Raw genomic sequence first — 22,735 nt, 5'->3', positions numbered from 1 at the left:
CAGCATGCGCATATCTAGTTGTCGCAGCGACGCCCGGATATCGCCTGCTTGCAGGGGACCATCCCTCCCGATATAGAGCCGGACATCTTATCATCAACCTTATGTCGTGGTTTTGTCACATGCCCAAGATTAACGGAAACGAGATCCGCCCCGGAAACGTCCTTGAACATAACGGTGGCCTCTGGGCGGCTGTGAAGGTCGATCACGTGAAGCCCGGCAAGGGCGGCGCCTTTGCCCAAGTCGAGATGCGCAACCTGCGCAACGGCTCCAAATTGAACGAACGCTTCCGTTCTGCCGACAAGGTTGAGCGCGTGCGTCTGGAGCAGAAAGATCAGCAATTCCTGTTTGAAGACAGTGGCATGCTGGTTGTCATGGACACCGAGACCTATGAGCAGGTCCAGCTTGACGCCGAGCTTTTGGGTGACACGCGTCCCTTCTTGCAAGACGGTATGATGATCGTGGTCGAATACCACGATGCAGAAGCGCTGAACGCCCGTCTGCCGCAGAAAGTGGTGTGTAAGGTTGCCGAGACTGAACCGGTCGTGAAGGGCCAGACGGCGGCGAAATCATTCAAGCCGGCGGTCCTGGACAACGGCGTGAAAATCACCGTGCCCCCCTTCGTTGACCAAGACGAAGACATCGTTGTGAACACCGAAACCATGGAATATGTCGAACGCGCCTGACGCGACGTCACTTGACTGAACACAGATCAGCCCCGGTTTTGCCGGGGCTTTTTCTTTGTTTAACGCCTCAAACAGCCGGGCCGGGCCATGTGACCTGCGCCTCATCGGCCTGCATCGGGCCTTTTGCGCGGTCGAAACGCAGATGCGCCAGCGCTTGACCGTCTGCTTGGGTGTAAAGCGTGCCTGCTGGCTTGCCCTCTGCCGTGATCGCCGTGCCGGGGGCAGCGCTACCTTTGACATCAACGCGCGTGAGCCCTTTGCGCAACTCGGTCTTGTGTTTCATCCGCGCCGTGACCTCTTGGCCGACATAACAGCCCTTGCGGAAGTCCAGCCCGTTGATCCGGTCCAACCCGGCTTCGAGGATAAACGTATCCGGGGTCAGTTCCACGCCCGTCTCAGGGATCAGATGCGCCACGCGCAGGGCGTTCCAATCGGTTGTGTCATCGGTCTGCGGCGTATCGCGATACGCCCGCCAGCCCATTTCCGGATGGCGCGGGTCGGCAACTGCATCTTCGGGCGCAGGGCCGGTGCCGCGGTGCAAGTGTAACTCCGTCGGTTCAATCGTCACCTTAGCCCGCAGCTTGTACATCGACAGCCGTTGCGTGAGCATATCGCCAAGGCTTTCATCGACATCGAGCAGAACCCCATCTCCCGCAGCGATCAGGAAGAAATCGGCCATATATTTGCCCTGCGGCGTCAACAGGGCGGCATAGACCGGGCCTTGGTCCAGTTTGGCGATGTCATTGGTCACGATGCCTTGCAGGAAATCGCGGGTGTCGGGGCCGGTGAGGCGCAGAATGCGGCGCGTGGTCATGCGGTTGTCCTTTGATTGCTGGCCATGACATATAACCTGACAAACCCATCCAAAAGGGGCAACCATGCGCGCGCCGATCTCTATCGTCATTCCCAGCCTGAATGCAGCCGCCGCGCTGCCCGCCTGCCTTGCCGCCCTTGTCGAAGGGCTGCAGGCCGGGTTGATCCGCGAGGTGATCGTCAGCGATGGCGGGTCAGAGGACGGGACGCGGGCATTGGCTGAAGGTTGGGGGGCTGAGGTGCTCTCTGGCGCGCCTTCGCGGGGCGGGCAACTGCGGCGCGGGTGTGAAGTTGCACGGGGTGATTGGCTTTTGGTGCTGCATGCCGACACGGTGCTGGCGCCGGGTTGGACCGATGCGGTGCAAGATCACATGGCGCGTGGGGGCGGGGCTGCGGGGTGGTTCCGCCTGCGGTTTGATCAGCAGGGGCTGGCGCCGCGCTTGGTGGCGGGCTGGGCGAACCTGCGCAGTGGGCTTGGCTTGCCCTATGGCGATCAGGGGTTGCTACTGCCGCGTGCGCTTTATGATCAGGTTGGCGGCTATCCAGATCAGCCGCTGATGGAAGATGTCGCATTGGCCCGCGCGTTGCGGGGTCGGTTGCAGCGGCTGGAGGGGCTCGCCATCACCAGCGCCGAGAAATACCGCCGCCAAGGGTGGCTGCGCCGGGGTGGGCGTAACCTTTGGACGCTTGGACGTTACGCGATGGGGGCAAGCCCCGAAGACCTCGCGCAGAGCTATCGGCGCCCTTGATCGCAAATGGGGCGCGGGATTTCTCCCACGCCCTCATTTTAATTGAAAAACATAGCCCCGATGCGCTGTATCAGATTGGGCTGGCGCAGCCTCTCGCGGCGTTGCTTTGCGGTCAAAGCGCCCAACCCACGGGCATCAGAAACCGTCTTCCCGTCGCGGAATTGCAGACGGTAGAGGTCGGCATAGATGCCGCCGCGCTCCATCAATTCGTCATGGGTGCCCTCATCTGTCGCGCGGCCCCGGTCCATCACCACAATCTTATCGGCGCTGCGGATGGTCGATAGCCTATGCGCGATAACGATCGTGGTGCGCCCCTTGGCCAGCAGGTCAAGCGCATCTTGTACTACCTGCTCTGATTGCGCATCCAGCGCGCTGGTGGCCTCATCCAGCAGCAGGATGGGCGTGTCACGCAGCAGGGCGCGGGCGATCACCACCCGCTGACGCTGCCCACCCGACAGGGCAGAGCCACGCGGGCCGACACGGGTCTCAAGCCCCAGCTCAAGCTGCGGCAGGAAGTCGGCCACATGGGCGGCTTTCAGCACCCGGTCGAGCGCCTCATCGGTCACGTCATCGCGGCCCAGCACAATATTCTCACGCAGGGTTTCGTCGAACAGAAGCGCCTCTTGGGTCACGACAGAGAACATGCCGCGCAGGTCAGGGATCGCCATGGCAGTGGTGTCCACCCCGCCGATTTGCACGGTGCCGTTTTGCGGATCGACCAGCCGGGTCAACAGGTTAAAGATCGTCGATTTCCCCGCGCCCGACGCACCGACAAGCGCGGTCGTCTCACCCGCTTTGGCCGTGAGGCTCAGCTCGTTCAACACCTTAGATTCGCCATACGAAAGCGACACATCACGCAGTGCGATGTCGGGCGGGCCATCAGGCGCGGCCACTGGCTTGGCCGGGCTGCGCAGGTGCAAGGGCGCATCGAGCAGTTCCTTGATCCGCTCCAACGCGGCAGCTGCCATCTGCCACAAGCCGCTGATCGAGCCCAAACGGCGCAGGGGAGAGAACATAAAGCCTAGCGCGGTGAAAAAGGTCATGAATTCACCGATGGTCTTGTTGCCCGCGATGATTTCAGAACCGCCGTAGACGATCACGGCCATGAAGCCGATACCTGACATGATGTCGATCATCGCAGGGATCGCGGAGTTGCCGAAAGCGGCACGAACTTCGGTGCGGATGAAAACCCGCGTCAACTCGCGGTACTGGCGGGCCTGATACGCCTCTAGCGCGTTCAGTTTGATCTGCACGATGCCGTGAAATACTTCGTCGAGACGGGTGGAAAGGCTCGCGCCTAAATCGCGTGCCTCGCGTGAGCGGGCGCGGACGAAACGCTGAGCAAGTGCTGCAGGCAGCACCATCAGCGGCACGCCGATCATCGCCAACAGCGCCCAAATTGGATCAATTGCAATGGCGACACCCATCAGGATGACCAGCCCCACCAGATCGCGCCCTGCGCCGGTGATAACTGCGCGCCAGACATCGCTCACGGCATTCACGTCAGATTGGACGCGCTGCACAAGAAATCCGGGCGGATGGTTTTGGTGAAATGCCCCGTCCTGCTGCATCATTCGATCCAGCAGATCAATGCGCAAATCCGCCGCCGTACGCTGTGCCACACGGGTCAGCAGCACCTTTTGCACCACTGTCGCCAAGGCTCTCAACGCAAAGATGGCAACCAGCACCAGCCCGACCCAGATCAGCGCACCTTGATCGCCGCCAACGAAGACGCGGTCAAACATCGGCTCCATCAGCTTGGCCAACACGCCCAAGGTCGAGCCTTCGATGATCATGAAGATCACCGCGATAAACATCAGCCCGGTGTGTTTCTTTAGATAGTCTCGCCAGAGCCAACGCATCAATTGCGCGGAGGTGTAGCTTTCATCATTCATTCCGGTGCCTGGTCCTTTGGGGCGGTCACCTCCGGTGTACGAAAGCCGCGCAGGCAGGGCAAGCAGTCGCAGGGCCAATGCTATGGCCCGCTTGCTGCGGTTTGCGCGAGGTTGGGGGCTATTTGCGGCGCGGCTTACCTTGCGTCCGATCGCGTGTTGACCCCGGCCCCGCGGGCAGTAAGCTGCGCCCGACCGCAGCCTGGTCACGCATTTTTAAGACGGCAGCTAATATCATGACAACGCATAATAAACTCGCCCAAGGTCGCTCGTATCTCGCCATTCCCGGCCCCTCGGTTATGCCCGAAGCGGTGCTGAGCGCGATGCACCGCGCGGCCCCCAATATCTATGAGGGCGAGTTGGTCGAGATGATGCCCGCGCTGGCTGCTGACCTAAAGCTCGTGGCGCGCACAGAACATCACGTGGCGATGTATATCAGCAACGGCCACGGCGCTTGGGAAGCCGCGCTCAGCAATGTCATCGCGCCCGGCGACCGTGTGCTGGTTTTGGCCACGGGGCGTTTCGGCCATGGCTGGGCCGAGATGGCGACGGGGCTGGGGGCAGAGGTTGAGATCATCGATTTTGGCCGCAACGCGCCGATTGATCTGGCGCGGGTGGCCGAGCGTCTGAAGGCCGACAGGGGTCATCAGATCAAGGCAGTGATGGCCGTGCATGTGGATACCTCAAGCTCGGTGCGCAACGATGTCCCCGGCCTGCGGCGTCTGTTGGATGAAGAAGACCACCCGGCGCTCTTAATGGCGGATTGTATTGCCTCGCTGGGGTGTGAGACCTTTGAGATGGACGCTTGGGGCGTCGACGTCATGGTCACCGCCTCGCAAAAGGGGCTGATGGTGCCGCCGGGCATGGCGTTTGTTTTCTTCAACGATCGGGCCGAGGAAGCCCGCGCACGGCTGCCGCGGGTGAGCCGCTATTGGGATTGGTCGCCGCGCGCCCATGCCGAGGAGTTCTATCAATACCACGGCGGCACCGCCCCGACGCATCACCTTTATGGTCTGCGCACCGCCCTCGATATGATCCACGAAGAGGGGATCGAGCAGGTCTGGCAGCGCCACGCGACCTTGGCCCGCGCGGTTTGGGCGGCTGGTGAGGCATGGTCGGCCGAAGGCAGCCTGCGGTTCAACATCGAAGACCGCGCCCTGCGCAGCCATGCGGTCACAGCGCTGCGGCTGCAAGCGCCCCATGCGACTGAACTGCGCGATTGGGTGCAAAGCAATCTGGGCCTGACACTGGGTGTCGGGCTTGGCATGGCCCTGCCGGGGGAGCCTGCGTGGCATGGGTTCTTCCGCCTTGGCCATATGGGGCATGTGAACGGCCATATGATCATGGGGCTGCTCGGCGGGATCGAGGCCGGGCTTTCGGCGCTGAAGATCGACCACGGGCCGGGCGCGCTGCAGGCGGCGGCAGAGGTGATCGGCGGGGCTTAGGCCCCGCGCGCGTCTGTCAGAGCCTCGGGCAGGGCGGCGGCGAAGATGTCCAACTCCTCCGGCGTGCTGCAACTGACGCGGATGCAGCGGTTCTGCGGCGCGGCGAAGGGCATGCGCACGAAAATGCCCCGCGCCACCAGCGCGTCGAGGACTGCTTTGGCGAAGGTGCCATCGCTGCCGCAATCGATGGCGACGAAATTGGCGGCAGAGGGCAGGGTGCTTAGACCGTTCTTTTCGGCAATCTGCGTAATGCGGTCGCGGGCCTCGGCGATCTTGGTTTGAACCTCGTGAAGATAGCTCTGATCCTGCACCGCCGCCAAGGCTCCTGCTTGCGCCGCGCGGTTGAGGCCAAAGTGGTTGCGCACCTTGTGAAAGGCCGTGATCAACTCGGGCGCTGCAATCGCATAGCCAATCCGCGCCCCGGCGAGGCCATAGGCTTTGGAGAAGGTGCGCATGCGGATCACCCGTGGGTCATCGGCGGAAAGTTCGGGCGCTGTGCCTTCGGGCGCGCATTCGATATAGGCTTCGTCCAATAATAGCAGGCTGCCTTGGGGCAGATCGTCCAGCGCGCGTTTCAGTGTCGCCCCTTCGTGCCATGTGCCCATCGGGTTGTCGGGATTGGCGAGATAGACCAGCTTGGCATCAACCTCCGCCGCCTTGGCAAAGAGCGCCGCCGGATCTTCGTGGTCGTCGCGGTAGGGCACTTTGTGCAGCACGCCGCCAAAGCCCGCGACATGGTAGTTGAAGGTCGGGTACGCCCCTTCAGAGGTCACCACTGCATCGCCTTCGCCCACCAATAGGCGCACGAGATAGCCTAAGAGGCCGTCGATGCCTTCGCCGACGATGATGTTTTCGGGCGCCACGCCATGCAACTCAGCCAGTGCTGCACGCAGCTCAACACTTTCGGAATCGCCGTATTTCCACATCTCAGTCTCGGCCATGGCCGCGATGGCGCGGGGCGAGGGGCCAAAGACGTTTTCATTGGCACCAAGGCGCGCTTTGAAGAGGCGGCCAAGGCTGCGCTCCTGCGCCTCGGGGCCTACGAAAGGGACATTGGCAGGCAGGCTTTGGGCGAGCGGGGTAAGGCGTACATGTGTCATACGCTAGGTGTAAGGTTGGCCAATTGGCGAGGCAAGTGCCGCGGCACCTGCCGTGACGTTTTGCTGGCGCGGCGCGGCAATCTGCGGTGAACTGCGCCAAACATTTAGGAGAATTGCCATGCCCCGCGTCACCCTTCGGATCGAAGACCATATCGCCCATGTGACCCTCACCCGCGCCGACAAGATGAACGCGGTAGATGATGAGATGATTGAGGCGATCATCGCGGCTGGGCAGGAGGTTGCGGCCTCGGAGGCCCGCGTGGTGGTGCTGTCGGGCGAGGGCAAAGGGTTTTGTGCGGGCATTGATATTGGCGGGCTCTCGGGGATGCTGGGGCAGGACGTCGAGGCGTTGATCATGCCGCGCACCCATGGGGAGGGGACGACGAACAAGTGGCAGGAAGTCTCGATGGTGTGGCACCGGCTGGAGATCCCGGTGATCGCGGCGCTGCATGGGGTGGTCTATGGGGCCGGGATGCAATTGGCGCTGGGCGCGGATATTCGCATTGCCGCGCCGGATACCAAGCTGGCGGTGATGGAGATGAAATGGGGCATTGTGCCGGATATGGGCGGCATGGTGTTGCTGCCGCGTTTGGTGCGCTCGGACGTGCTGCGGCGGCTGACTTATACAGCGGCTCCAATTGAAGCGGCACAGGCGGAACGCTGGGGGTTGGTGACCGAGGTCGCTGATGATCCGCAGGCGACGGCGATGGAACTGGCGCGGGTGATTGCAGGCAAGGGGCCAAACGCTGTGCGCGCGGCGAAGCGGTTGATTGGCTATGCGGAGACGGGCGCGTCTGAGGCGGAGGTGCTGGAGGCGGAGTCGCGCGAGCAGGCGGCGCTGTTGGGCAAGCCAGAACAGATGGAGGTGATCGCGGCGGAGTTTGGCAAGCGGCCTGCGGTGTTTAAGTAAAGCGGCTTTCGCGCCGATTGACTGCCCCGCAACTGCCCGGAATAAGGCCGTAAGGCCGCCGGGCAGCGCCAGCCCGCCCGGACGGGCTGGCGCTTTTGCTATCGGAGCGCTGTCCTGCGAACCGTTCATATGAGCAGCAAAGATAAACTGCCTAACTGAGATCGGTAGAGCGCCACCCCGCGGTCTTGCACCGCCCGGCTTGCGCGCCATCCGCGGAATGCGCAACAGCCCGGAATCAAGGCCGCAAGGCCGCCGGGCAGCGCCAGACCGGCCCAGCGGGCTGGCGCTTTTGCAGTCGGAGTGCTGTCCTGTAGGCCGCTCATATGTGCAGCAGGCATAAACTGCCTAACTGATAACGGGTGAGCGCCATCCCCCGGTCTGGCGCTGCCCGGCTCGTGTCGCGTTGAAGGCGTGGCAGCAAGACCACCACGCCCAAATCTTCACCCCAGTTCGGCAAGGCGGTCCAACGCCGCCTGCAACTGGTCCGCCTCTTCCTGGCGCGCGTCCAGATTGGCCTGCGCCTCTGCGACAACCTCTTCCGGGGCAGAGGCTGCGAATTTGGGGTTGTTCAAACGCCCCTTCAGACCGCCGATCTCTTTGCCCAGCTTATCGAGCGACTTTTGCAGACGTGCCTTCTCGGCGTCGATGTCGATCAACCCGGCCAGTGGAAGGCCAAAGCTGGCCCCCGGTGCTGCGATCGACACGGTGCCTTTGGGGAAGCTGTCGGTCTTCTCAAGGCTCTCGACCCGCGCGAGGCGCTTAATCATCACCTCATTGCGGTCCCATGCCCCTTGGGCGGCTGCGTCCATCTCGGTGACGAGCATCGGCACCTTCAGCCCGGCGGGCACATGCATTTGCTGGCGCGCGGAGCGGATGCTTTCGATCAGGCCGATCACCCAGTTTAGCTCACGGTCGGCTTCTGAATCCAACAGATCAGCGGTGGTGTAGGTCGGCCAATCGGTCAGGGCCAAGAGCTGCTCGCGCTTGGTGGTGGTCTGCCACAGCTCTTCGGTGATGAAGGGCATGATCGGGTGCAGCAGCACCAGACATTGCTCCAGCACCCAAGCCATGGTGGCGCGGGTCTCGGCCGCCTCGGGCGCGTCGTCTTGCAACAGCGGCTTGGAGAGCTCCACATACCAGTCGCAGACCTTGCCCCAGACAAAGGCATAAAGCGCATTGGCCGCGTCGTTGAAGCGGAAGTTGCCAAGGGCGGCGTCCACTTCCTCGCGGATGCGGGCAGTCTCGCCGACGATCCATTTGTTCAGCGTGGCCTGTGGCTGCGGCATCGCGGCGGGCATGCTGTCAAAGACGTTGTTCATCTCGGCAAAGCGGTGCGCGTTCCACAGCTTGGTACCGAAATTGCGATAGCCTGCAATACGTTGCGTGCTGAGCTTCAGATCGCGCCCCATCGCTGCCATTGAGGTCAGCGTGAAGCGCACGGCATCCGCGCCGTAATCGTCGATCAACTCCAGCGGGTCGAGCACGTTGCCCAAAGACTTGGACATCTTCTTGCCCTTCTCGTCGCGCACCAGCGCGTGGACATAGACGGTGTCGAAGGGTTTTTGATCGACCACGGCATATTGCATCATCATCATCCGGGCGACCCAGAAGAAGATGATGTCAAAGCCGGTCACCAGCACGGAGGTGGGGAAGTATTTTTCAAGCTCCGCCGTCTGCTCGGGCCAGCCCAGCGTGCCGATGGGCCAGAGGCCGGAGGAGAACCATGTGTCGAGTACGTCGGGGTCGCGGCGCAGCGTCTTGCCGGGGGCCATAGCCTGCGCCTCGGCCTCGGTCGGTGCGCAGTACTCATTGCCTTCATCGTCGAACCACACCGGGATCTGATGCCCCCACCACAGTTGACGCGAGATGCACCAAGGCTCGATGTTCTCCAGCCAGTGGAAATACACCTTGCGGTCCTGCTCGGGGAGGATCGTAACTTCGCCCGAACGCACAGCATCAATAGCGGGTTGGACGATCTTGTCGGTGGCAACGAACCACTGGTCCGTCAGCATCGGCTCGATCACCACTTTGGAGCGGTCGCCGAAGGGTTGCATGATCTTCTTGGCCTCGATCAGCGGCACGAGGTTCTCTTCCTCGGTGCGCATCTCGCCGCCTTCGCCGGGCTCAACCGGGGCTTTCAGAGCGGCGCGGCCAAGACGGGGATCAGTTGCCTCGGTCATCACGGCGAGGCCTTCGGCGGTCACGTCCTCGACCACGCGCTTGCGGGCTTTGAGCCGGTCGAGACCGCGATAGGCGTCTGGCACCAGGTTGATCTCGGTCGCGTCCTCGGGGGCGGCTTCCGACCCGTCGGCAATCGCCTGGGCGCGGGCGGCGGCCTCATCGTAGGGCAGGCCATCGGCGCGCATCTGGCCTTGGGTGTCCATCAGCGCATAGAGCGGGATGCCGTTGCGCTTGGCGACGCCGTAGTCGTTGAAGTCATGCGCGCCGGTGATCTTGACCGCGCCGGAGCCGAAATTCTTGTCCGGGTATTCGTCGGTGATGATCGGGATCAAGCGGCGCTGCTCTTTCGGGCCCACGGGAATTTCGCAGAGCTTTCCAACGATTGAGGCATAACGCTCATCCGACGGATGAACCGCGACCGCGCCGTCGCCCAGCATGGTTTCGGGGCGCGTGGTGGCGATGGAAATGTAATCGCGCTCTTCTTCGAACAGCACGTTACCGTCCTCGTCCTTCTCGACGTAGGTATAGGTCGCACCGCCTGCGAGGGGGTATTTGAAGTGCCACATGTGGCCATCAACTTCGGTGCTTTCCACCTCAAGGTCGGAGATCGCGGTCTCAAAATGCGGGTCCCAGTTGACCAGCCGCTTGCCACGGTAGATCAGACCCTTGTTGTACATATCCACGAAGACCTTGATGACGGCATCGTGGAAATTGCCCTCTTCGCCCTCGGGGGCTCCGGGCGCGCCGGACATGGTGAAAGCGTTGCGCGACCAGTCGCAGGAGGCGCCCAAGCGCCGCAGCTGGTCGATGATCGTGCCACCGGATTTCTGCTTCTGCTCCCAGACCTTGGCGGTAAACGCCTCACGGCCCAACTCGCGGCGACCCGGCTGGCCCGTGGCGGCCAACTCGCGCTCCACCACCATCTGCGTGGCGATGCCCGCGTGGTCTTGGCCGGGCTGCCAGAGCGTGTCGAAGCCCTGCATGCGGTGCCAGCGCACGAGGATATCCTGCAGTGTGTTGTTAAAGGCATGGCCCATGTGCAGCGAGCCAGTGACATTCGGCGGCGGGATCATCACCGAGAAATGCTCGTCACGCTGCGCATTTGCGCCCGCTTTGAACGCGCCCTTGGTCTCCCAATCGGCGTAGATGCGGCTTTCCGCCTCGGCGGCGTTGAAGGTCTTTTCGAGTGCCATGGTCATGATCCCTTTTGTTGCGCCCCGTTTAGCGGTCTGGCGCGGTGAGGGAAAGACCCCTGACAGAGGGCTTTGGGCGAGGCGGGGTAGGGTCAGCCGCGCCTGTCGATCTTGGTGCTGAGATGAATGAGGCTTTCGCTGCCCTTCACGCCGCGTGTCTCGCCGATCCGGTCGAGGGTTTCGTCCAGTTCCTGCGTGGTTTGCGCGGCGATCTGCACCAGCAGGTCAAAACGGCCCGAGGTGGTATGGACGACCTGCACGCCGGGCAGGCTGCGCAGCCGGGCCAGCACGGCGGGACCGGCCCGCAATTCGATATTGACCAAAGCCGTGGCGTGCAGCGGGGCGCGGGCGGCTTCACCCAAGCGCAGGGTGTAGCCGACGATGGCACCGCTGCGCTCTAGCCGTTCAAGCCGGGCTTGAACGGTGGTGCGGGCAAGCCCAAGACTGCGGGCCAGATCAGCGACCGGCAGGCGGGCGTTGGATTGAAGTGCCGCGATCAAAACGCGGTCAGTGTCGTCGATTTGATGTGCCATGTCGTCACTCTGCCGAAAGTTTCCGTCAGTATAGGCGGTTTGACACGATGAATCGACCGAAATTCGCGGTTCACTGGGGGAAAGCAAACAGGAGGCCATCATGCAGCATACCGCCCCCCTTTCCGCCACGCCCGCCGCCTATCTGGCGAAACACAGCCCCGACGCGCCGGTGCTGTTCCTTGCCCCTTCGGTGCTGCAAGCCACGGCGCGGCGCTTTCAGGCGGATTTCGACGGGTTGGTGACCTATGCGGTCAAAGCCAATGACCGACCCGAGGTGCTGTCGAACCTCGTGGCGGCGGGCATCACCAGTTTCGATGTGGCTTCCCCGGCCGAGATGGCAGCGGTCCGCGCGGTCTGTCCGCAGGCGGTGCTGCACTATAATAACCCCGTCCGCTCAACGGCAGAGGTCAAAGCAGGGATCGTGGCGGGCGTCTACAGTTGGTCGATCGATGACATGTCCGAACTGGCCAAGCTCCACGACGTGCCGCGCGACAATGAAGTGGCGGTGCGCTTTGCCCTGCCGGTCAAGGGGGCGGCCTATGACTTCGGCTCGAAATTCGGCGCGGCACCGGCGCAGGCGGCAGCCTTGCTGCGTGCGGTGGTGGAGATGGGGTTCACCCCTTCGCTGTGTTTCCACCCCGGCACGCAATGCAATGACCCGCAGGCGTGGGTGCAATATGTCCATGCGGCGGCGGACATCCTGCGGATGGCGGATGTCTCGATCAAACGGATGAACATTGGTGGTGGTTTCGCCGTAGACCGCGGCTTTGATGCGCCGGATCACCGGGCGGTTTTTGCTGCGGTGAAAGCGGCGCTGGCTGAGAGTTTTGGCGCGGAGGCTCCGACGCTGCTGTGTGAACCGGGCCGGGCGATGGTGGCTGATGCGGCCGTATTGGCGACCCGTATCAAGGGGATGCGCAATGAGGGGCGGACGGTCTTCCTCAACGACGGTATCTATGGTGGCTTGCCCGATCTGCGGGATATGGGCCTGTCGGGTCTGGTGGACGTGGTCGGCCCCGACGGCGCGCTGCGCCAAGGTGCGCCTAAACCGCGCGTTGTCTTTGGCCCAACATGCGATTCGCTCGACCGTTTGCCCGATGGCCTACCGCTCCCTGAGGATGCGCAGACCGGCGATTACCTGTTGTTCGGCGGCATGGGGGCCTATTCAATTGCCATGTCCACGGCCTTCAACGGCTACGGGCTGGGCCGGGTTGAGCTGGTCTCGGGGCTTGGGGATGAGGTCAAGCGCGCGGCGGCCTGAGCCCCTCTGGACACTGACGCGCTGCCCGCTACTGTTGGCCTGAAGCACTAAGGGCAGTAGGGGCAGCGTCAGATGGAGAAGTTCGGGAAAAGCCAGCCGGTCAAACGGGTGGAAGACCACCGTTTTCTGACCGGCGATGGCCGCTATGTGGATGACATCGCACCCCGGGACGCACTGCAGGGCGTCTTTTTCCGCGCGCCCGTGGCCCATGGGGTGATCACCGAGTTGGACGTGAGCGATGCCCGCGAAGCGGAGGGCGTGCATCTGGTGCTGACCTGCGCCGATCTGGAAGCGGCGGGAATGAATATCGATTTGCCACATACGGTTGTTGATAACCGCGACGGCAGCAAAGGGGCCGCACCTTTGCGGCCAATCCTCGCGAAAGACCGGGTGCGCTATGTGGGCGAGCCGGTGGCACTGATCGTGGCCGATACCTTGCAACAGGCGCGCGACGCCGCCGAGTTGATCCTTTTCGACGCTGATGACCTACCTGCCAAGATGGACCTCACCCCCGGTGGCGAGACATTGCACACCGAGGCCCCCGACAACCGCGCCTTTGACTGGGGCATGGGTGATGAGGCCAAGGTTGAGGCGGCATTTGCCAAGGCCGCGCGCCGCGTCAAGCTGGAGGTCGGCGACAACCGCATCATCGTCAATTCGATGGAGCCGCGCGGCTGCTATGCGGAATGGGCCGATGGCCGATTGCATGTGGCGCTGGGCGGGCAGGGGGTCTGGGCGCATAAGAACTTCTTTGTCAAAGCCTTTGGTCTGAGCGAAGACGACGTGCGCGTGACAAACCCCGATGTCGGCGGCGGCTTTGGCATGAAGGCGATGACGTACCCTGAGTACTTCTGCATCGCTCAAGCCGCACGGGCGCTGGGCCGCCCGGTGCGCTGGATGTCGGAGCGGACGGAAGCGATGCTGACCGACAACGGCGGGCGCGATCTGGTGTCATGGGCCGAGTTCGCCTTTGACGAAAATCACAAGATCACTGCCTACCGCGTCGACACGCGCTGCAACCTCGGGGCCTATAACAGCCAGTTCGGCCAGCCGATCCAGTCGACGCTGTTCTCTAAGGTCTTGATGGGCGTCTATGACGTGCAAGACACCTATCTGCATGTGGAGGGCTATTACACCAACACCGTGCAGGTCGATGCCTATCGCGGCGCGGGGCGGCCCGAGGCGATCTATGTGCTGGAGCGTCTGATGGACCGCGCGGCCCGAGAGTTGGGCATCGATCCGTGGGAACTGCGGCGGATCAACTTCATCAAACCGGACCAGTTTCCCTATACCACCGCCACGGGTGAGCTTTACGACGTGGGCGATTTCGCGCGCTTGCTGACCCGCGCGGGCGAAGAGGCCGACCGCAAGGGGTTCAATGCCCGCCGTACTGCGGACGCCAAACGCGGCCTGCTGCGGGGACAGGGGCTGTGTTACTATATCGAAAGCATTCTGGGCGATCCTTCCGAAGGGGCCAAAGTGGTCTTTGAGGAGGATGGCAGCGTGGCGATCTATGTCGGCACTCAAAGTAACGGACAGGGGCATGAAACGGTCTATGCGCAGTTCCTGTCGGATCAGACTGGTATTCCGGCTGAGCAAATCCGCGTTGTGCAGGGCGATAGTGACCTGATTAAAAAGGGCGGCGGCACCGGAGGTTCGCGTTCGGTCACCACGCAGAACACGGCGACCTTGGCCACTGTGGCGAAGATTACGGAGGTGTTCACGGCGTTTTTGGCCGAAGAATTGGGCGTGAACGCCCGCGATATCTCCTTCGACGACGAACGCTTCCGCGCCGAAGGGTCAAACGTCAGCCCCACCATGCTGGAGGTGGCCGAGATGGCCCGTGCCAAGGGCCGGGAAGACTTATTAACCCATGATGAACGCGCCAGCCTGCCGGGGCGCAGCTATCCCAACGGGGCGCATGTGGCCGAGGTGGTGATTGATCCTGAAACGGGCGTTGTCACGCTTGACCGCTACACGGTGGTCGATGATTTTGGCAATCTGATCAACCCGATGCTCGCCGAAGGGCAGGTGCACGGCGGGGTCGCCCAAGGCATTGGTCAAGCGGTGCAGGAACGGGTTGTCTATGACGAAGACGGCCAGCTTCTGACCGCGACTTTCATGGATTACGCCATGCCACGCGCCGCTGATCTGCCGATGATTTCATTCACGTCTGAGCCTGTCCCCTCGACCGCCAACGCTATGGGCATGAAGGGCTGCGGTGAGGCCGGGACCGTGGGCGCGCTCGCGGCGGTGTCGAACGCAGTGCAAGACGCACTTTGGGAACGCGGTGTGCGGCAGGCGGATATGCCTTTCACCCCGCACCGGGTCTGGGAGATGCTGCAAGGTGCCGCAATCGCAGCCGAGTAAAACCCTGTTTCAACGGGTGTTCGGGCGGCTCTGGCGGCGGCCTGCGACTGACTTCGGCCCGCGCCGGGGGGCGGTGACCCATGTTATCATACTTGATGGCACCATGTCCTCGCTCGACGCCGGGAGCGAGACCAACGCGGGGCTAGCCTATGGGCTTTGCCGCGAGATGGGCAGCGCCTTGTCGATCTATTATGAGCCGGGCTTGCAGTGGCGCGACTGGCGCAGCGCACGCGATGTGATCATGGGGCGCGGTATCAACCGACAGATCCGGCGCGCCTATGGCTATCTCGCCTCGCGCTACCGACCCGGAGACCGGATTTACCTAATGGGCTATTCGCGGGGCGGCTATGCCGTACGCTCGCTCGCCGGGGTGATCGACCGGGTGGGCCTTCTGCGCGCCGAGGTCGCGACCGAGCGCAACATCCGCGATGTCTACCGCCATTACGAGGCTCAATCCTTGAGCAAAGCCGGGGCGCTGTTTGCCAAAGCCAATTGCCACCCACAAGTTGAGATTGAAGCGATTGGCGTCTGGGACACGGTGAAATCGCTTGGCGTCAATGCACCGCTCTTTTGGCGGCTCTCGCAACCGCTGCATATGTTCCACAACCATGATCTGAGCGGCATCGTGAAGAACGGGTTTCAGGCGCTGGCGCTGAACGAATCCCGCATCTCCTATGCGCCGGTGATGTGGACCACGCCCGAAGGCTACGCCGGACGGCTGGAGCAGGTCTGGTTCCCCGGCACCCACGGCGATATCGGCGGTCAGTTAGGCGGTCATGAAGCGGCGCGGCCCTTGGCCAATATCCCACTGGTCTGGCTGCTGTCGCGGATGGAAGACAGCGGTCTGCCGCTGCCGGAAGGCTGGGCTGCGCGGTTTGAACAAGACCCCACCGCGCCCTCCATCGGGCAGTGGCGTGGCTACGGAAAAATGCTGGTGACCCGCCGCCGCCGGGTGGTGGGGGCCGACCCGTCAGAGCGGCTGCACGAAAGCGTGGATCAGCGCCGCGCGCAGGTAGAGCCGCAATCGGGGCTTCTGGCGCGGATGCAGGGGGTGATCTCTAGCCTCTAGGTGCCCTTGCGGTCCGATGGGTGGTTGATGCCGTCACTATAGGGCAGCGGCTCCATCTCCCAGGGCAAAACCCCTTCGATGGCACCGAGGTTCACACCGCATTCATCGGGGTTCGAACGGCGGCGGTGGTGGGTGTAGATGCCGCAGGTCTTACAGAAATAATGCTGCGCCGTATGGGTGCCCCAAGTATAAAGCGTTAGGTTTTCGGCGCCTTTCAGTATGGTCACGCTCTCAGCCACGGCTGTCACAGTGGCTGCCGCACGACGCCGACAAAACGAACAGGTGCACCGCGAAGCCGAGGCCAGACCGCGCGGGAACAGCGCTTCGATCACCACAGCCCCACAGTGGCAAGAGGCGCGGCGGGTTTCGGAGGTTTCAGTCATTTGCGTCCTACCTTGGGAATGCGGCTTTCGTTCAGGTCATACCTTGAGGCGGCATGGGGCGGGTGGCCGTCGGTCTGTCGCCAAAAGGCGAAACCGCCGCGGCGTAGCCAAAGCGGCAGGGCCAGCACCAGCCCGGCAATGAACCCGCCCGAATGCGCCCAATAGGCCACGCCGCCGGTGCCGGGTGTGGCCCCGATGCCGCCGATGAACTGCATGCCGAACCACAGCCCCAACATGATCCACGCAGGGATCGCGAAGATGCGGAAAAAGACAATGAAAATAACCAGAATGTCGACTTTCGCCCGTGGGAAAAGCAGAAGATAGCCCCCCATCACCCCGGCAATCGCGCCCGAGGCACCGACCATAGGCACCCACGAGAGTGGCTCTGTCACGACTTGGCCCAGACCCGCCGCGATGCCACAGGCGAGGTAGAAAAGAAGATAGCGCCCGTGTCCCATTTCATCTTCGACATTGTCGCCGAAGATCCACAGAAACAGCATGTTACCGGCCAGGTGCATCCAGCCGCCATGCAGGAATTGCGAGGTGATGAGGCCGAAATACCCCTCCCCATGGCTCAGCCGCGCGGGCAACAGGGCATAGCTATAGTAAAACTCACCCAAAGCGCGCTCATCCGACATCAGCGACAGATAGGACAGGAATACCCCGATGTTCACCGCCATCAGCGCATAGGTGACATAGGGCGTGCGGCCCGAGGGGTTGTGGTCGCGGATCGGGAACATTCGGGCCAGCCTTTGCCAAATCTTGCACCGCGTCAAGCGGCGCGGGGATTACCGCAGTTAGCTGCGCCCGCCGGGGCATCTGTCAAGCCGTGCCGAGCAAATCCCGCGCAATCCGTTCGAAAATACCCGCACCGATGGGGATCAGATCATCGGGGAAATCGTAGTCAGGATTGTGCAGCGCGGCGTAATCCTCCCCCGGGCCGAGGCAGAGCATCGCCGCCTTGGCGTCGCGCCCGAACAGGCCGAAATCCTCAGAAGCGCGCATCGGCAAGTTTTTCTGCCCGTGCGACACGCCAAGCGCGTCCATCGCAGCGGCGGCGATGGCGTAGGCCTCGGGGTCATTGATGGAGGCGGCGAAATGGTCGGATTCCGCAAATTCCGCCGTCAGCCGGTGGGCTTCGGCGGCGCGGGCGACCTCGGCGCGCAGGGCTTCTTCAATCTCGGCTAGGGCGTCGTCGCGGGTGGTGCGCAGGGTGGCGTATAGCACTGCCTCGCCCGGGGCCACGCCAAATGTCGGCTCGCCCATGCGCAGGTGGGTGAGGGTGACACGGCGAAAGCCATCATCGAGCGCCCCGCCGGGGCCGAGCGCTTGCAGCGCGGGGATCAACTCGGCCAGCGCCGGGGCGGGGGAGGAGCCGTCTTCGGGGCTGGCAGCATGGGCGGTCTTGCCGCGGAGGGTCACGGCGACGCCCTTGGAGGCGCAGTTGATCAGGGCGGGGGCCGTATCGACATGACCGAAGGGGCGGCCCGGTTCGACATGGATGGCAAAGGCAAAATCGGCGGCGATCTCGGCATAGGCGGGGTCGTTCACCACCGCCCGTGCGCCGCTGCCGTCTTCCTCGGCTGGTTGGAACATCAGCACGACGCGGCCCTTGGCAACCGGCTGTCGCGCGATAATACGGCCAAGGGCCAGAAGCATGGTCATATGGCCATCGTGGCCGCAGACATGGCTTTTGCCCGGCACTTTCGACACCCATGGGATGTCATGTTCTTCGGGGATCGGCAGGGCATCTAGCTCAGCGCGAAACAGCACCGTGGGGCCGGGCGCGCCGCTGTCAAAGACCGCTGCAACACCATGCCCGCCCAGACCCATCAGAATGCGGGTGGGGCTGAGTTTCTTCAATTCCGCCGCGATGGTCCGTGCGGTCTCAATCTCTTCGCCCGAGATTTCGGGGTATTGGTGGAGCGCCCTGCGAAACTGCGTCAGGTCTTCAATGTCGCTGTTCGTCAGCATGGCGCTCCTCCATTTTCGCGTCTTATCTTAGGCCATCATTCCCAAGAGCTGTGCATTGCCGCCCGAGGCTGTGGTGTCAACACAGACATGACGCTCTGCGCGAACACGTGCGGTGTTAGGCAGGCCGCGCAGCAGCGGGATGATCGCCCCATCGCGGGCCGCCAGCGCTTGGTCGATCTTGCGTGCCTCATCGTCATCGCCCCACCACAGCACACCGCCATAGGCCGGGCCGGTTGTGAGCGCCTCAGGGTCGATCTGACCTGTCGCCTCAACCGCGACACCACCAAGCGCGCGCACGGCTTTGGCTTGCGCGGCAGCCGTCTCGGCCCCCGGTCCCATGCACAACAGCGCAGGGCGGGGCAGGGTCGAGAGGCGGTTGCTCTCTCCGGTCGGGCCGGGCATCGACTGGGTCTCAAGCACAATCGGCTGATGCGCGGGCAGGGCGGGGAGCTTGGTCTCTGCGCTGTCCCATGTGCCAGCGGCGTCCTGATGGTCGGGTGCCGAGAAACGCGGCAGGTAGTTCGGTCCGCCTGCCTTTGGCCCGGTCCCGGAAAGTCCTTCGCCCCCAAAGGGTTGGCTTCCCACGATTGCGCCGATCTGGTTGCGGTTGACGTAGATGTTCCCCGCCTCAATCCTCTCAGAGACATGCTGCACCCGGTCGTCAATGCGCGTGTGCAGACCAAAGGTCAGCCCATAGCCGGTGGCATTGATCGCGTCGATCACGGCGTCGAGCTCATGGCTCTTGAAGGTCGCCACATGCAGAACGGGGCCGAAGATTTCGCGCTTCATGTCAGCAATGCTATTCACCCGCAGGATTGCAGGGCCGACGAAGGTGCCACCCTCGGGCGCTTTGAGGTCCGCGATGACGCGGCCCTCGGTGCGGGCGGCTTCGATATGCTCGACAATCCCTTTGCGTGCGGTGTCGTCGATGACGGGGCCGACATCGGTCGACAGATGCCACGGATCGCCCATGTTGAGCGCCTGCATGGCACCCGTGAGCATGCGGATTAGGTCTTCGGCGATGTCCTCTTGGACATAGAGGCAGCGCACCGCAGAGCAGCGTTGGCCTGCCGATTGGAAGGCGCTTTCGACGATAGCTTGCACCGCCTGTTCGGGCAGGGCCGTGCTGTCGACGATCATGGCGTTAAGGCCACCCGTCTCGGCGATCAACGGGGTGCCGGGGGCGCAATGTTCGGCCATGTTGGCGCGGATGCGCAGGGCGGTGGCGGTGGAACCGGTGAAGGCCACGCCGTTAATGCGGGCATCGCCGGTCAGCGCCGCGCCGACCTTGCCGCCACCCGTTAGGAGTTGCAGCGCGGAGCGCGGCACCCCCGCTTCATGCAGCACTTCGACGGCGAGTTTGGCGATCAGCGGGGTTTGCTCTGCCGGTTTGGCCAGCACGGCATTGCCAGCCGCCAGCGCCGCTGTGACCTGCCCGCAAAAGATCGCCAGCGGGAAATTCCACGGCGAAATGCAGGTGAAGATGCCTGAGGGCGGCGTGTTGGTGGCTTGGCCTGCGTAGTAGCGCAGAAAGTCTACTGCTTCGCGCAACTCGGCCACACAGTCGGGCAGACCTTTGCCAGCTTCGCGGGCGAGGATGGCGAAGATCTCGCCGTAGCGTTCCTCGAACATATCGGCGGCGCGGAGCAGGCAGGCGCGGCGGGTGTCAAGCGGCGCATCCCAAGCGGCGGCATTGTCGAGCGCCGTGGCGACATCGGCGTCGGAGGCGGGCTGCACCGTGCCGGGAGAGGTGCCGCCGGTCGGGTTGCTGACGGTCTCTTCCGCCTCTGGGTTGGCGTCGCCCGCGAGGATTGGCGCGGCGGTCCATGTGGCGTCTGCAAAGGGCGCGCGGGCCTTTTCGATGGCCGCAAGGGTCGGACTATGCGCCAGATCAAAGCCCTTGGCATTGGCGCGTTGCGGCTGGAACACTTCCGGGCCGCGTGGGATTGTCGGTGCGCTGTCCTGCAACTGGTCAAATGGATCAGCGGCCACGACTTCTGGCGGCACGTTCTCATCGACGATCTGGTTCACAAAGCTGGAGTTCGCGCCGTTCTCAAGCAAACGCCGGACCAAATAGGCCAGCAGATCGCGGTGCGCGCCGACGGGGGCGTAGATGCGGCAGCGGGTGCCGTGTTTCTGCATCACGATGTCATGCAGGGTCTCGCCCATGCCGTGCAGACGCTGAAACTCGTAGGCTTCCGGGTCGTCTGCCATGTGCAAGACGGCGGCAACCGTATGGGCGTTGTGCGTGGCGAACTGCGGGTAAATGCGGTCTGTCATGTTCAGCAGTTTGCGGGCGTTGGCGATGTAGCTCACGTCCGTAGCGGCCTTGCGGGTGAAGACGGGGAAGCCGTCGATCCCCTCGACCTGTGCGCGTTTGATCTCGGTGTCCCAATAGGCACCTTTCACCAGACGCACCATGATGCGGCGGTCGTGGCGCGTCGCTATGTCATAAAGCGTGTCGATCACCGTGCCCGCGCGGGGGCCATAGGCCTGCACCACCACACCGAAACCGTCCCAACCGGCCAAGGCGGGCTCGCCCATCACCGTGTCGATAACTTCGAGCGACAGCGCCAGACGGTCGGCTTCTTCGGCGTCGATGTTAAGCCCCATGCCCGCCGACTTCGCCAGCAGTGCCAGTGCGCGCAAACGCGGCACCAGGTCACGCATGACGGCCGCTTCCTGCGCCAGTTCATAGCGCGGATGCAGGGCCGAGAGTTTCACCGAAATGCCGGGATTTTTGCGGATATCGTCATGGGTGCAAGCGTCGGCAATGGCAGAGATCGCGCGGGAATAGCTGAGGTGGTAGCGTTTGGCATCGGCCTCAGTCCGCGCCGCTTCGCCCAGCATGTCGTAGCTATAGGTGAAGCCCTTTTTTTCCATCCCCTTCGCGCGTTTCATCGCGGCGTGAATGTCTTCGCCCAGAACGAATTGACGGCCCATCTCGCGCATGGCGCGGCTGACGGCGGTACGGATCACCGGCTCGCCCAGACGTTTGATTGCGGCGCGCAGGTGGCGCACGGGGCCGGGCTGGTCGTCGTCGAGCACACGGCCCGTCAGCATCAGCGCCCATGTCGAGGCGTTGACGAGGCTGGAAGTCGAATGCCCCATGTGGCGACCCCAGTCCGAGGGGGCGATCTTGTCTTCGATCAGCGCGTCAATCGTATCGGCGTCAGGCACGCGCAGCAGGGCTTCGGCCAAGCACATCAGCGCCACGCCTTCATCCGTGCTGAGACCGTATTCGGCGAGGAAAACTTCCATCATGCCGGGTGCCGAAGTGTCGCGAATGCCACGGACAAGACCCGCCGCATCGGCAGTGATCTGGGCGCGATCCTCGGCCGAAAGATCGGCCTGGGCCTTAAGCTCGGTCAGCATCGCATCAGGGTCGGCGTAGGTGCGCGCATCGATGGTTTGGCGAAGGGCGGGGGCGTGATCGAGGGCCATGGCAAGATCCAGTTGATGTTTGACCCAGAATACCGCATGATGGGCGGGAGTTTCGACTGAAGATAATCGATTTATCAGCCGATACGTCTAAAGTTTGGGGTTATCGCATGGCAAATGAACTTTTCGATCTGGACCGGTTCGACAGCGCGATTCTATCGGTACTGGCCGAAGATGGCCGCATCAGCATCACCGACCTTGCGCGGCGCATCGGACTGTCGAAATCCCCCACCCAAGCGCGCCTGCGCCGGTTAGAGGAAAGCGGCGTGATCCTCGGCTACCGCGCGCTTTTGGATCCGATCCGTCTGGGGCTCGACCATGTGGCCTTTGTCGAAGTTCGGCTGAATGACACGCGCGAGGCAGCGCTGCGGGCGTTCAACCTTGCCGTGGCCAAAGTGCCAGAGATTGAGCAGGCGCATATGATCGCGAGCCATTTCGACTATCTTATCAAAGTCCGCACGCGCAGCATGTCTGAATACCGGCGGTTTTTGGGAGAGGTGATCTCGACCCTGCCGCATGTGGCCAGCACGTCGACCTACGTGGCGATGGAAGCTGTGAAAGAAACGATGCTGGCCGATACGGCTTGACCCGTGGCCAAGGGCATTCGCCCATTTACACCGCCCGCGTGATGGCTATTGTGCGCCACGATGCGGGCGTGATGGAATGGTAGACATACCAGACTTAAAATCTGTTGGGGCGTAGCCCCGTGTGGGTTCGAGTCCCACCGCCCGCACCACT

The 22,735-nt window shown here is 63.0% G+C and carries 17 protein-coding genes and 1 tRNA gene; 9 read left to right on the top strand and 9 right to left on the bottom strand.

Annotated elements, in window-relative coordinates:
• The first annotated feature begins 119 nt into the window (after window positions 1–119).
• A complete protein-coding gene (efp, locus tag DSM14862_RS11040) occupies window positions 120–683 on the top strand; it encodes an elongation factor P (RefSeq protein ID WP_007120493.1) in 564 nt (187 codons plus the stop codon).
• 67 nt (window positions 684–750) lie between these two features.
• Here efp and ygfZ read toward each other — a convergent pair whose 3' ends face one another.
• On the bottom strand, window positions 751–1,497 hold the full coding sequence (gene ygfZ, locus DSM14862_RS11035; protein ID WP_007120492.1) for a CAF17-like 4Fe-4S cluster assembly/insertion protein YgfZ: 747 nt from the start codon (window positions 1,495–1,497) through the stop codon (window positions 751–753).
• A 64-nt stretch (window positions 1,498–1,561) separates the two neighbouring features.
• On the opposite strand from ygfZ, the gene DSM14862_RS11030 reads away from it, so the two are divergent.
• Entirely contained in the window at window positions 1,562–2,245 is a 684-nt protein-coding gene (locus DSM14862_RS11030) for a TIGR04283 family arsenosugar biosynthesis glycosyltransferase (RefSeq protein WP_007120491.1), read from the top strand.
• Window positions 2,246–2,283: 38 nt separating this feature from the next.
• Here DSM14862_RS11030 and DSM14862_RS11025 read toward each other — a convergent pair whose 3' ends face one another.
• Window positions 2,284–4,140 carry an ABC transporter ATP-binding protein gene (locus DSM14862_RS11025; RefSeq protein WP_007120490.1) on the bottom strand — a complete coding sequence of 619 codons (1,857 nt, stop codon included), beginning with the start codon at window positions 4,138–4,140 and terminating at the stop codon, window positions 2,284–2,286.
• Between the two features lie 233 nt (window positions 4,141–4,373).
• On the opposite strand from DSM14862_RS11025, the gene DSM14862_RS11020 reads away from it, so the two are divergent.
• Window positions 4,374–5,582: a pyridoxal-phosphate-dependent aminotransferase family protein gene (locus DSM14862_RS11020; protein WP_040701567.1), complete on the top strand. Its 1,209-nt coding sequence runs from the start codon at window positions 4,374–4,376 to the stop codon at window positions 5,580–5,582.
• Here DSM14862_RS11020 and DSM14862_RS11015 read toward each other — a convergent pair.
• Complete coding sequence (locus tag DSM14862_RS11015; RefSeq protein WP_007120488.1) at window positions 5,579–6,682, bottom strand: pyridoxal phosphate-dependent aminotransferase; 1,104 nt, start codon at window positions 6,680–6,682, stop codon at window positions 5,579–5,581. The two genes, DSM14862_RS11020 and DSM14862_RS11015, sit on opposite strands and share 4 nt — an antisense overlap.
• Before the next feature lie 118 nt (window positions 6,683–6,800).
• On the opposite strand from DSM14862_RS11015, the gene DSM14862_RS11010 reads away from it, so the two are divergent.
• Window positions 6,801–7,592, top strand: a complete 792-nt coding sequence (locus DSM14862_RS11010) for a crotonase/enoyl-CoA hydratase family protein (RefSeq protein ID WP_007120487.1) — start codon at window positions 6,801–6,803, stop codon at window positions 7,590–7,592.
• A gap of 440 nt (window positions 7,593–8,032) precedes the next feature.
• On the opposite strand, the gene DSM14862_RS11005 is transcribed toward DSM14862_RS11010, so the two are convergent.
• Together DSM14862_RS11005 and DSM14862_RS11000 are read right to left on the bottom strand one after the other, a co-directional pair.
• The gene (locus DSM14862_RS11005; protein WP_007120486.1) at window positions 8,033–10,966 is read right to left on the bottom strand and encodes a valine--tRNA ligase; all 2,934 of its coding nucleotides are present in this window, start codon (window positions 10,964–10,966) and stop codon (window positions 8,033–8,035) included.
• A gap of 92 nt (window positions 10,967–11,058) precedes the next feature.
• Entirely contained in the window at window positions 11,059–11,499 is a 441-nt protein-coding gene (locus DSM14862_RS11000; protein WP_040701566.1) for an Lrp/AsnC family transcriptional regulator, read from the bottom strand.
• A gap of 100 nt (window positions 11,500–11,599) precedes the next feature.
• On the opposite strand from DSM14862_RS11000, the gene DSM14862_RS10995 reads away from it, so the two are divergent.
• From DSM14862_RS10995 to DSM14862_RS10985, 3 genes are all read left to right on the top strand, one after another.
• Window positions 11,600–12,760 carry a type III PLP-dependent enzyme domain-containing protein gene (locus DSM14862_RS10995; protein WP_007120484.1) on the top strand — a complete coding sequence of 387 codons (1,161 nt, stop codon included), beginning with the start codon at window positions 11,600–11,602 and terminating at the stop codon, window positions 12,758–12,760.
• Between the two features lie 72 nt (window positions 12,761–12,832).
• Window positions 12,833–15,130, top strand: coding sequence for a xanthine dehydrogenase family protein molybdopterin-binding subunit (locus tag DSM14862_RS10990; protein WP_007120483.1), 2,298 nt, complete (start codon window positions 12,833–12,835; stop codon window positions 15,128–15,130).
• Window positions 15,131–15,146: 16 nt separating this feature from the next.
• Entirely contained in the window at window positions 15,147–16,199 is a 1,053-nt protein-coding gene (locus DSM14862_RS10985; RefSeq protein ID WP_007120482.1) for a DUF2235 domain-containing protein, read from the top strand.
• Here DSM14862_RS10985 and DSM14862_RS10980 read toward each other — a convergent pair.
• The 4 genes from DSM14862_RS10980 to putA all read right to left on the bottom strand — a co-directional run bounded on the left by DSM14862_RS10980 (window position 16,196) and on the right by putA (window position 22,000).
• Window positions 16,196–16,582, bottom strand: coding sequence for a GFA family protein (locus DSM14862_RS10980; protein ID WP_007120481.1), 387 nt, complete (start codon window positions 16,580–16,582; stop codon window positions 16,196–16,198). The genes DSM14862_RS10985 and DSM14862_RS10980 overlap by 4 nt on opposite strands.
• Entirely contained in the window at window positions 16,579–17,322 is a 744-nt protein-coding gene (locus DSM14862_RS10975) for a rhomboid family intramembrane serine protease (RefSeq protein WP_243254248.1), read from the bottom strand. The genes DSM14862_RS10980 and DSM14862_RS10975 overlap by 4 nt, the downstream gene beginning before the upstream one ends.
• 82 nt (window positions 17,323–17,404) lie before the next feature.
• On the bottom strand, window positions 17,405–18,556 hold the full coding sequence (locus tag DSM14862_RS10970; RefSeq protein ID WP_007120478.1) for an amidohydrolase: 1,152 nt from the start codon (window positions 18,554–18,556) through the stop codon (window positions 17,405–17,407).
• 27 nt (window positions 18,557–18,583) lie between these two features.
• Complete coding sequence (gene putA, locus DSM14862_RS10965; protein ID WP_007120477.1) at window positions 18,584–22,000, bottom strand: bifunctional proline dehydrogenase/L-glutamate gamma-semialdehyde dehydrogenase PutA; 3,417 nt, start codon at window positions 21,998–22,000, stop codon at window positions 18,584–18,586.
• Between the two features lie 107 nt (window positions 22,001–22,107).
• Between putA and DSM14862_RS10960 the strand changes: the two genes are divergently transcribed.
• Together DSM14862_RS10960 and DSM14862_RS10955 are read left to right on the top strand one after the other, a co-directional pair.
• Entirely contained in the window at window positions 22,108–22,584 is a 477-nt protein-coding gene (locus DSM14862_RS10960) for an Lrp/AsnC family transcriptional regulator (protein WP_007120476.1), read from the top strand.
• A 62-nt stretch (window positions 22,585–22,646) separates the two neighbouring features.
• Window positions 22,647–22,733 (top strand) — tRNA-Leu (locus tag DSM14862_RS10955).
• The last annotated feature ends 2 nt before the right edge of the window (window positions 22,734–22,735 follow it).

Source organism: Sulfitobacter indolifex (genome assembly GCF_022788655.1).
Lineage (GTDB): Bacteria > Pseudomonadota > Alphaproteobacteria > Rhodobacterales > Rhodobacteraceae > Sulfitobacter > Sulfitobacter indolifex.
The sequence above is the reverse complement of the archived record's forward strand: the minus strand, read 5'-3'. Positions and strand labels throughout refer to the sequence as shown.

Coding starts and splice junctions, on each gene's coding strand:
- DSM14862_RS11010 (WP_007120487.1), top strand. CDS start 6,801: ATGCCCCGCGTCACCCTTCGGATCGAAGACCATATCGCCCATGTGACC.
- DSM14862_RS10980 (WP_007120481.1), bottom strand. CDS start 16,582: ATGACTGAAACCTCCGAAACCCGCCGCGCCTCTTGCCACTGTGGGGCT.
- DSM14862_RS11025 (WP_007120490.1), bottom strand. CDS start 4,140: ATGAATGATGAAAGCTACACCTCCGCGCAATTGATGCGTTGGCTCTGG.
- efp (WP_007120493.1), top strand. CDS start 120: ATGCCCAAGATTAACGGAAACGAGATCCGCCCCGGAAACGTCCTTGAA.
- DSM14862_RS10995 (WP_007120484.1), top strand. CDS start 11,600: ATGCAGCATACCGCCCCCCTTTCCGCCACGCCCGCCGCCTATCTGGCG.
- DSM14862_RS11015 (WP_007120488.1), bottom strand. CDS start 6,682: ATGACACATGTACGCCTTACCCCGCTCGCCCAAAGCCTGCCTGCCAAT.
- DSM14862_RS10970 (WP_007120478.1), bottom strand. CDS start 18,556: ATGCTGACGAACAGCGACATTGAAGACCTGACGCAGTTTCGCAGGGCG.
- DSM14862_RS11020 (WP_040701567.1), top strand. CDS start 4,374: ATGACAACGCATAATAAACTCGCCCAAGGTCGCTCGTATCTCGCCATT.
- ygfZ (WP_007120492.1), bottom strand. CDS start 1,497: ATGACCACGCGCCGCATTCTGCGCCTCACCGGCCCCGACACCCGCGAT.
- DSM14862_RS10990 (WP_007120483.1), top strand. CDS start 12,833: ATGGAGAAGTTCGGGAAAAGCCAGCCGGTCAAACGGGTGGAAGACCAC.
- DSM14862_RS11005 (WP_007120486.1), bottom strand. CDS start 10,966: ATGGCACTCGAAAAGACCTTCAACGCCGCCGAGGCGGAAAGCCGCATC.
- DSM14862_RS10975 (WP_243254248.1), bottom strand. CDS start 17,322: ATGTTCCCGATCCGCGACCACAACCCCTCGGGCCGCACGCCCTATGTC.
- DSM14862_RS11030 (WP_007120491.1), top strand. CDS start 1,562: ATGCGCGCGCCGATCTCTATCGTCATTCCCAGCCTGAATGCAGCCGCC.
- DSM14862_RS11000 (WP_040701566.1), bottom strand. CDS start 11,499: ATGGCACATCAAATCGACGACACTGACCGCGTTTTGATCGCGGCACTT.
- putA (WP_007120477.1), bottom strand. CDS start 22,000: ATGGCCCTCGATCACGCCCCCGCCCTTCGCCAAACCATCGATGCGCGC.
- DSM14862_RS10960 (WP_007120476.1), top strand. CDS start 22,108: ATGGCAAATGAACTTTTCGATCTGGACCGGTTCGACAGCGCGATTCTA.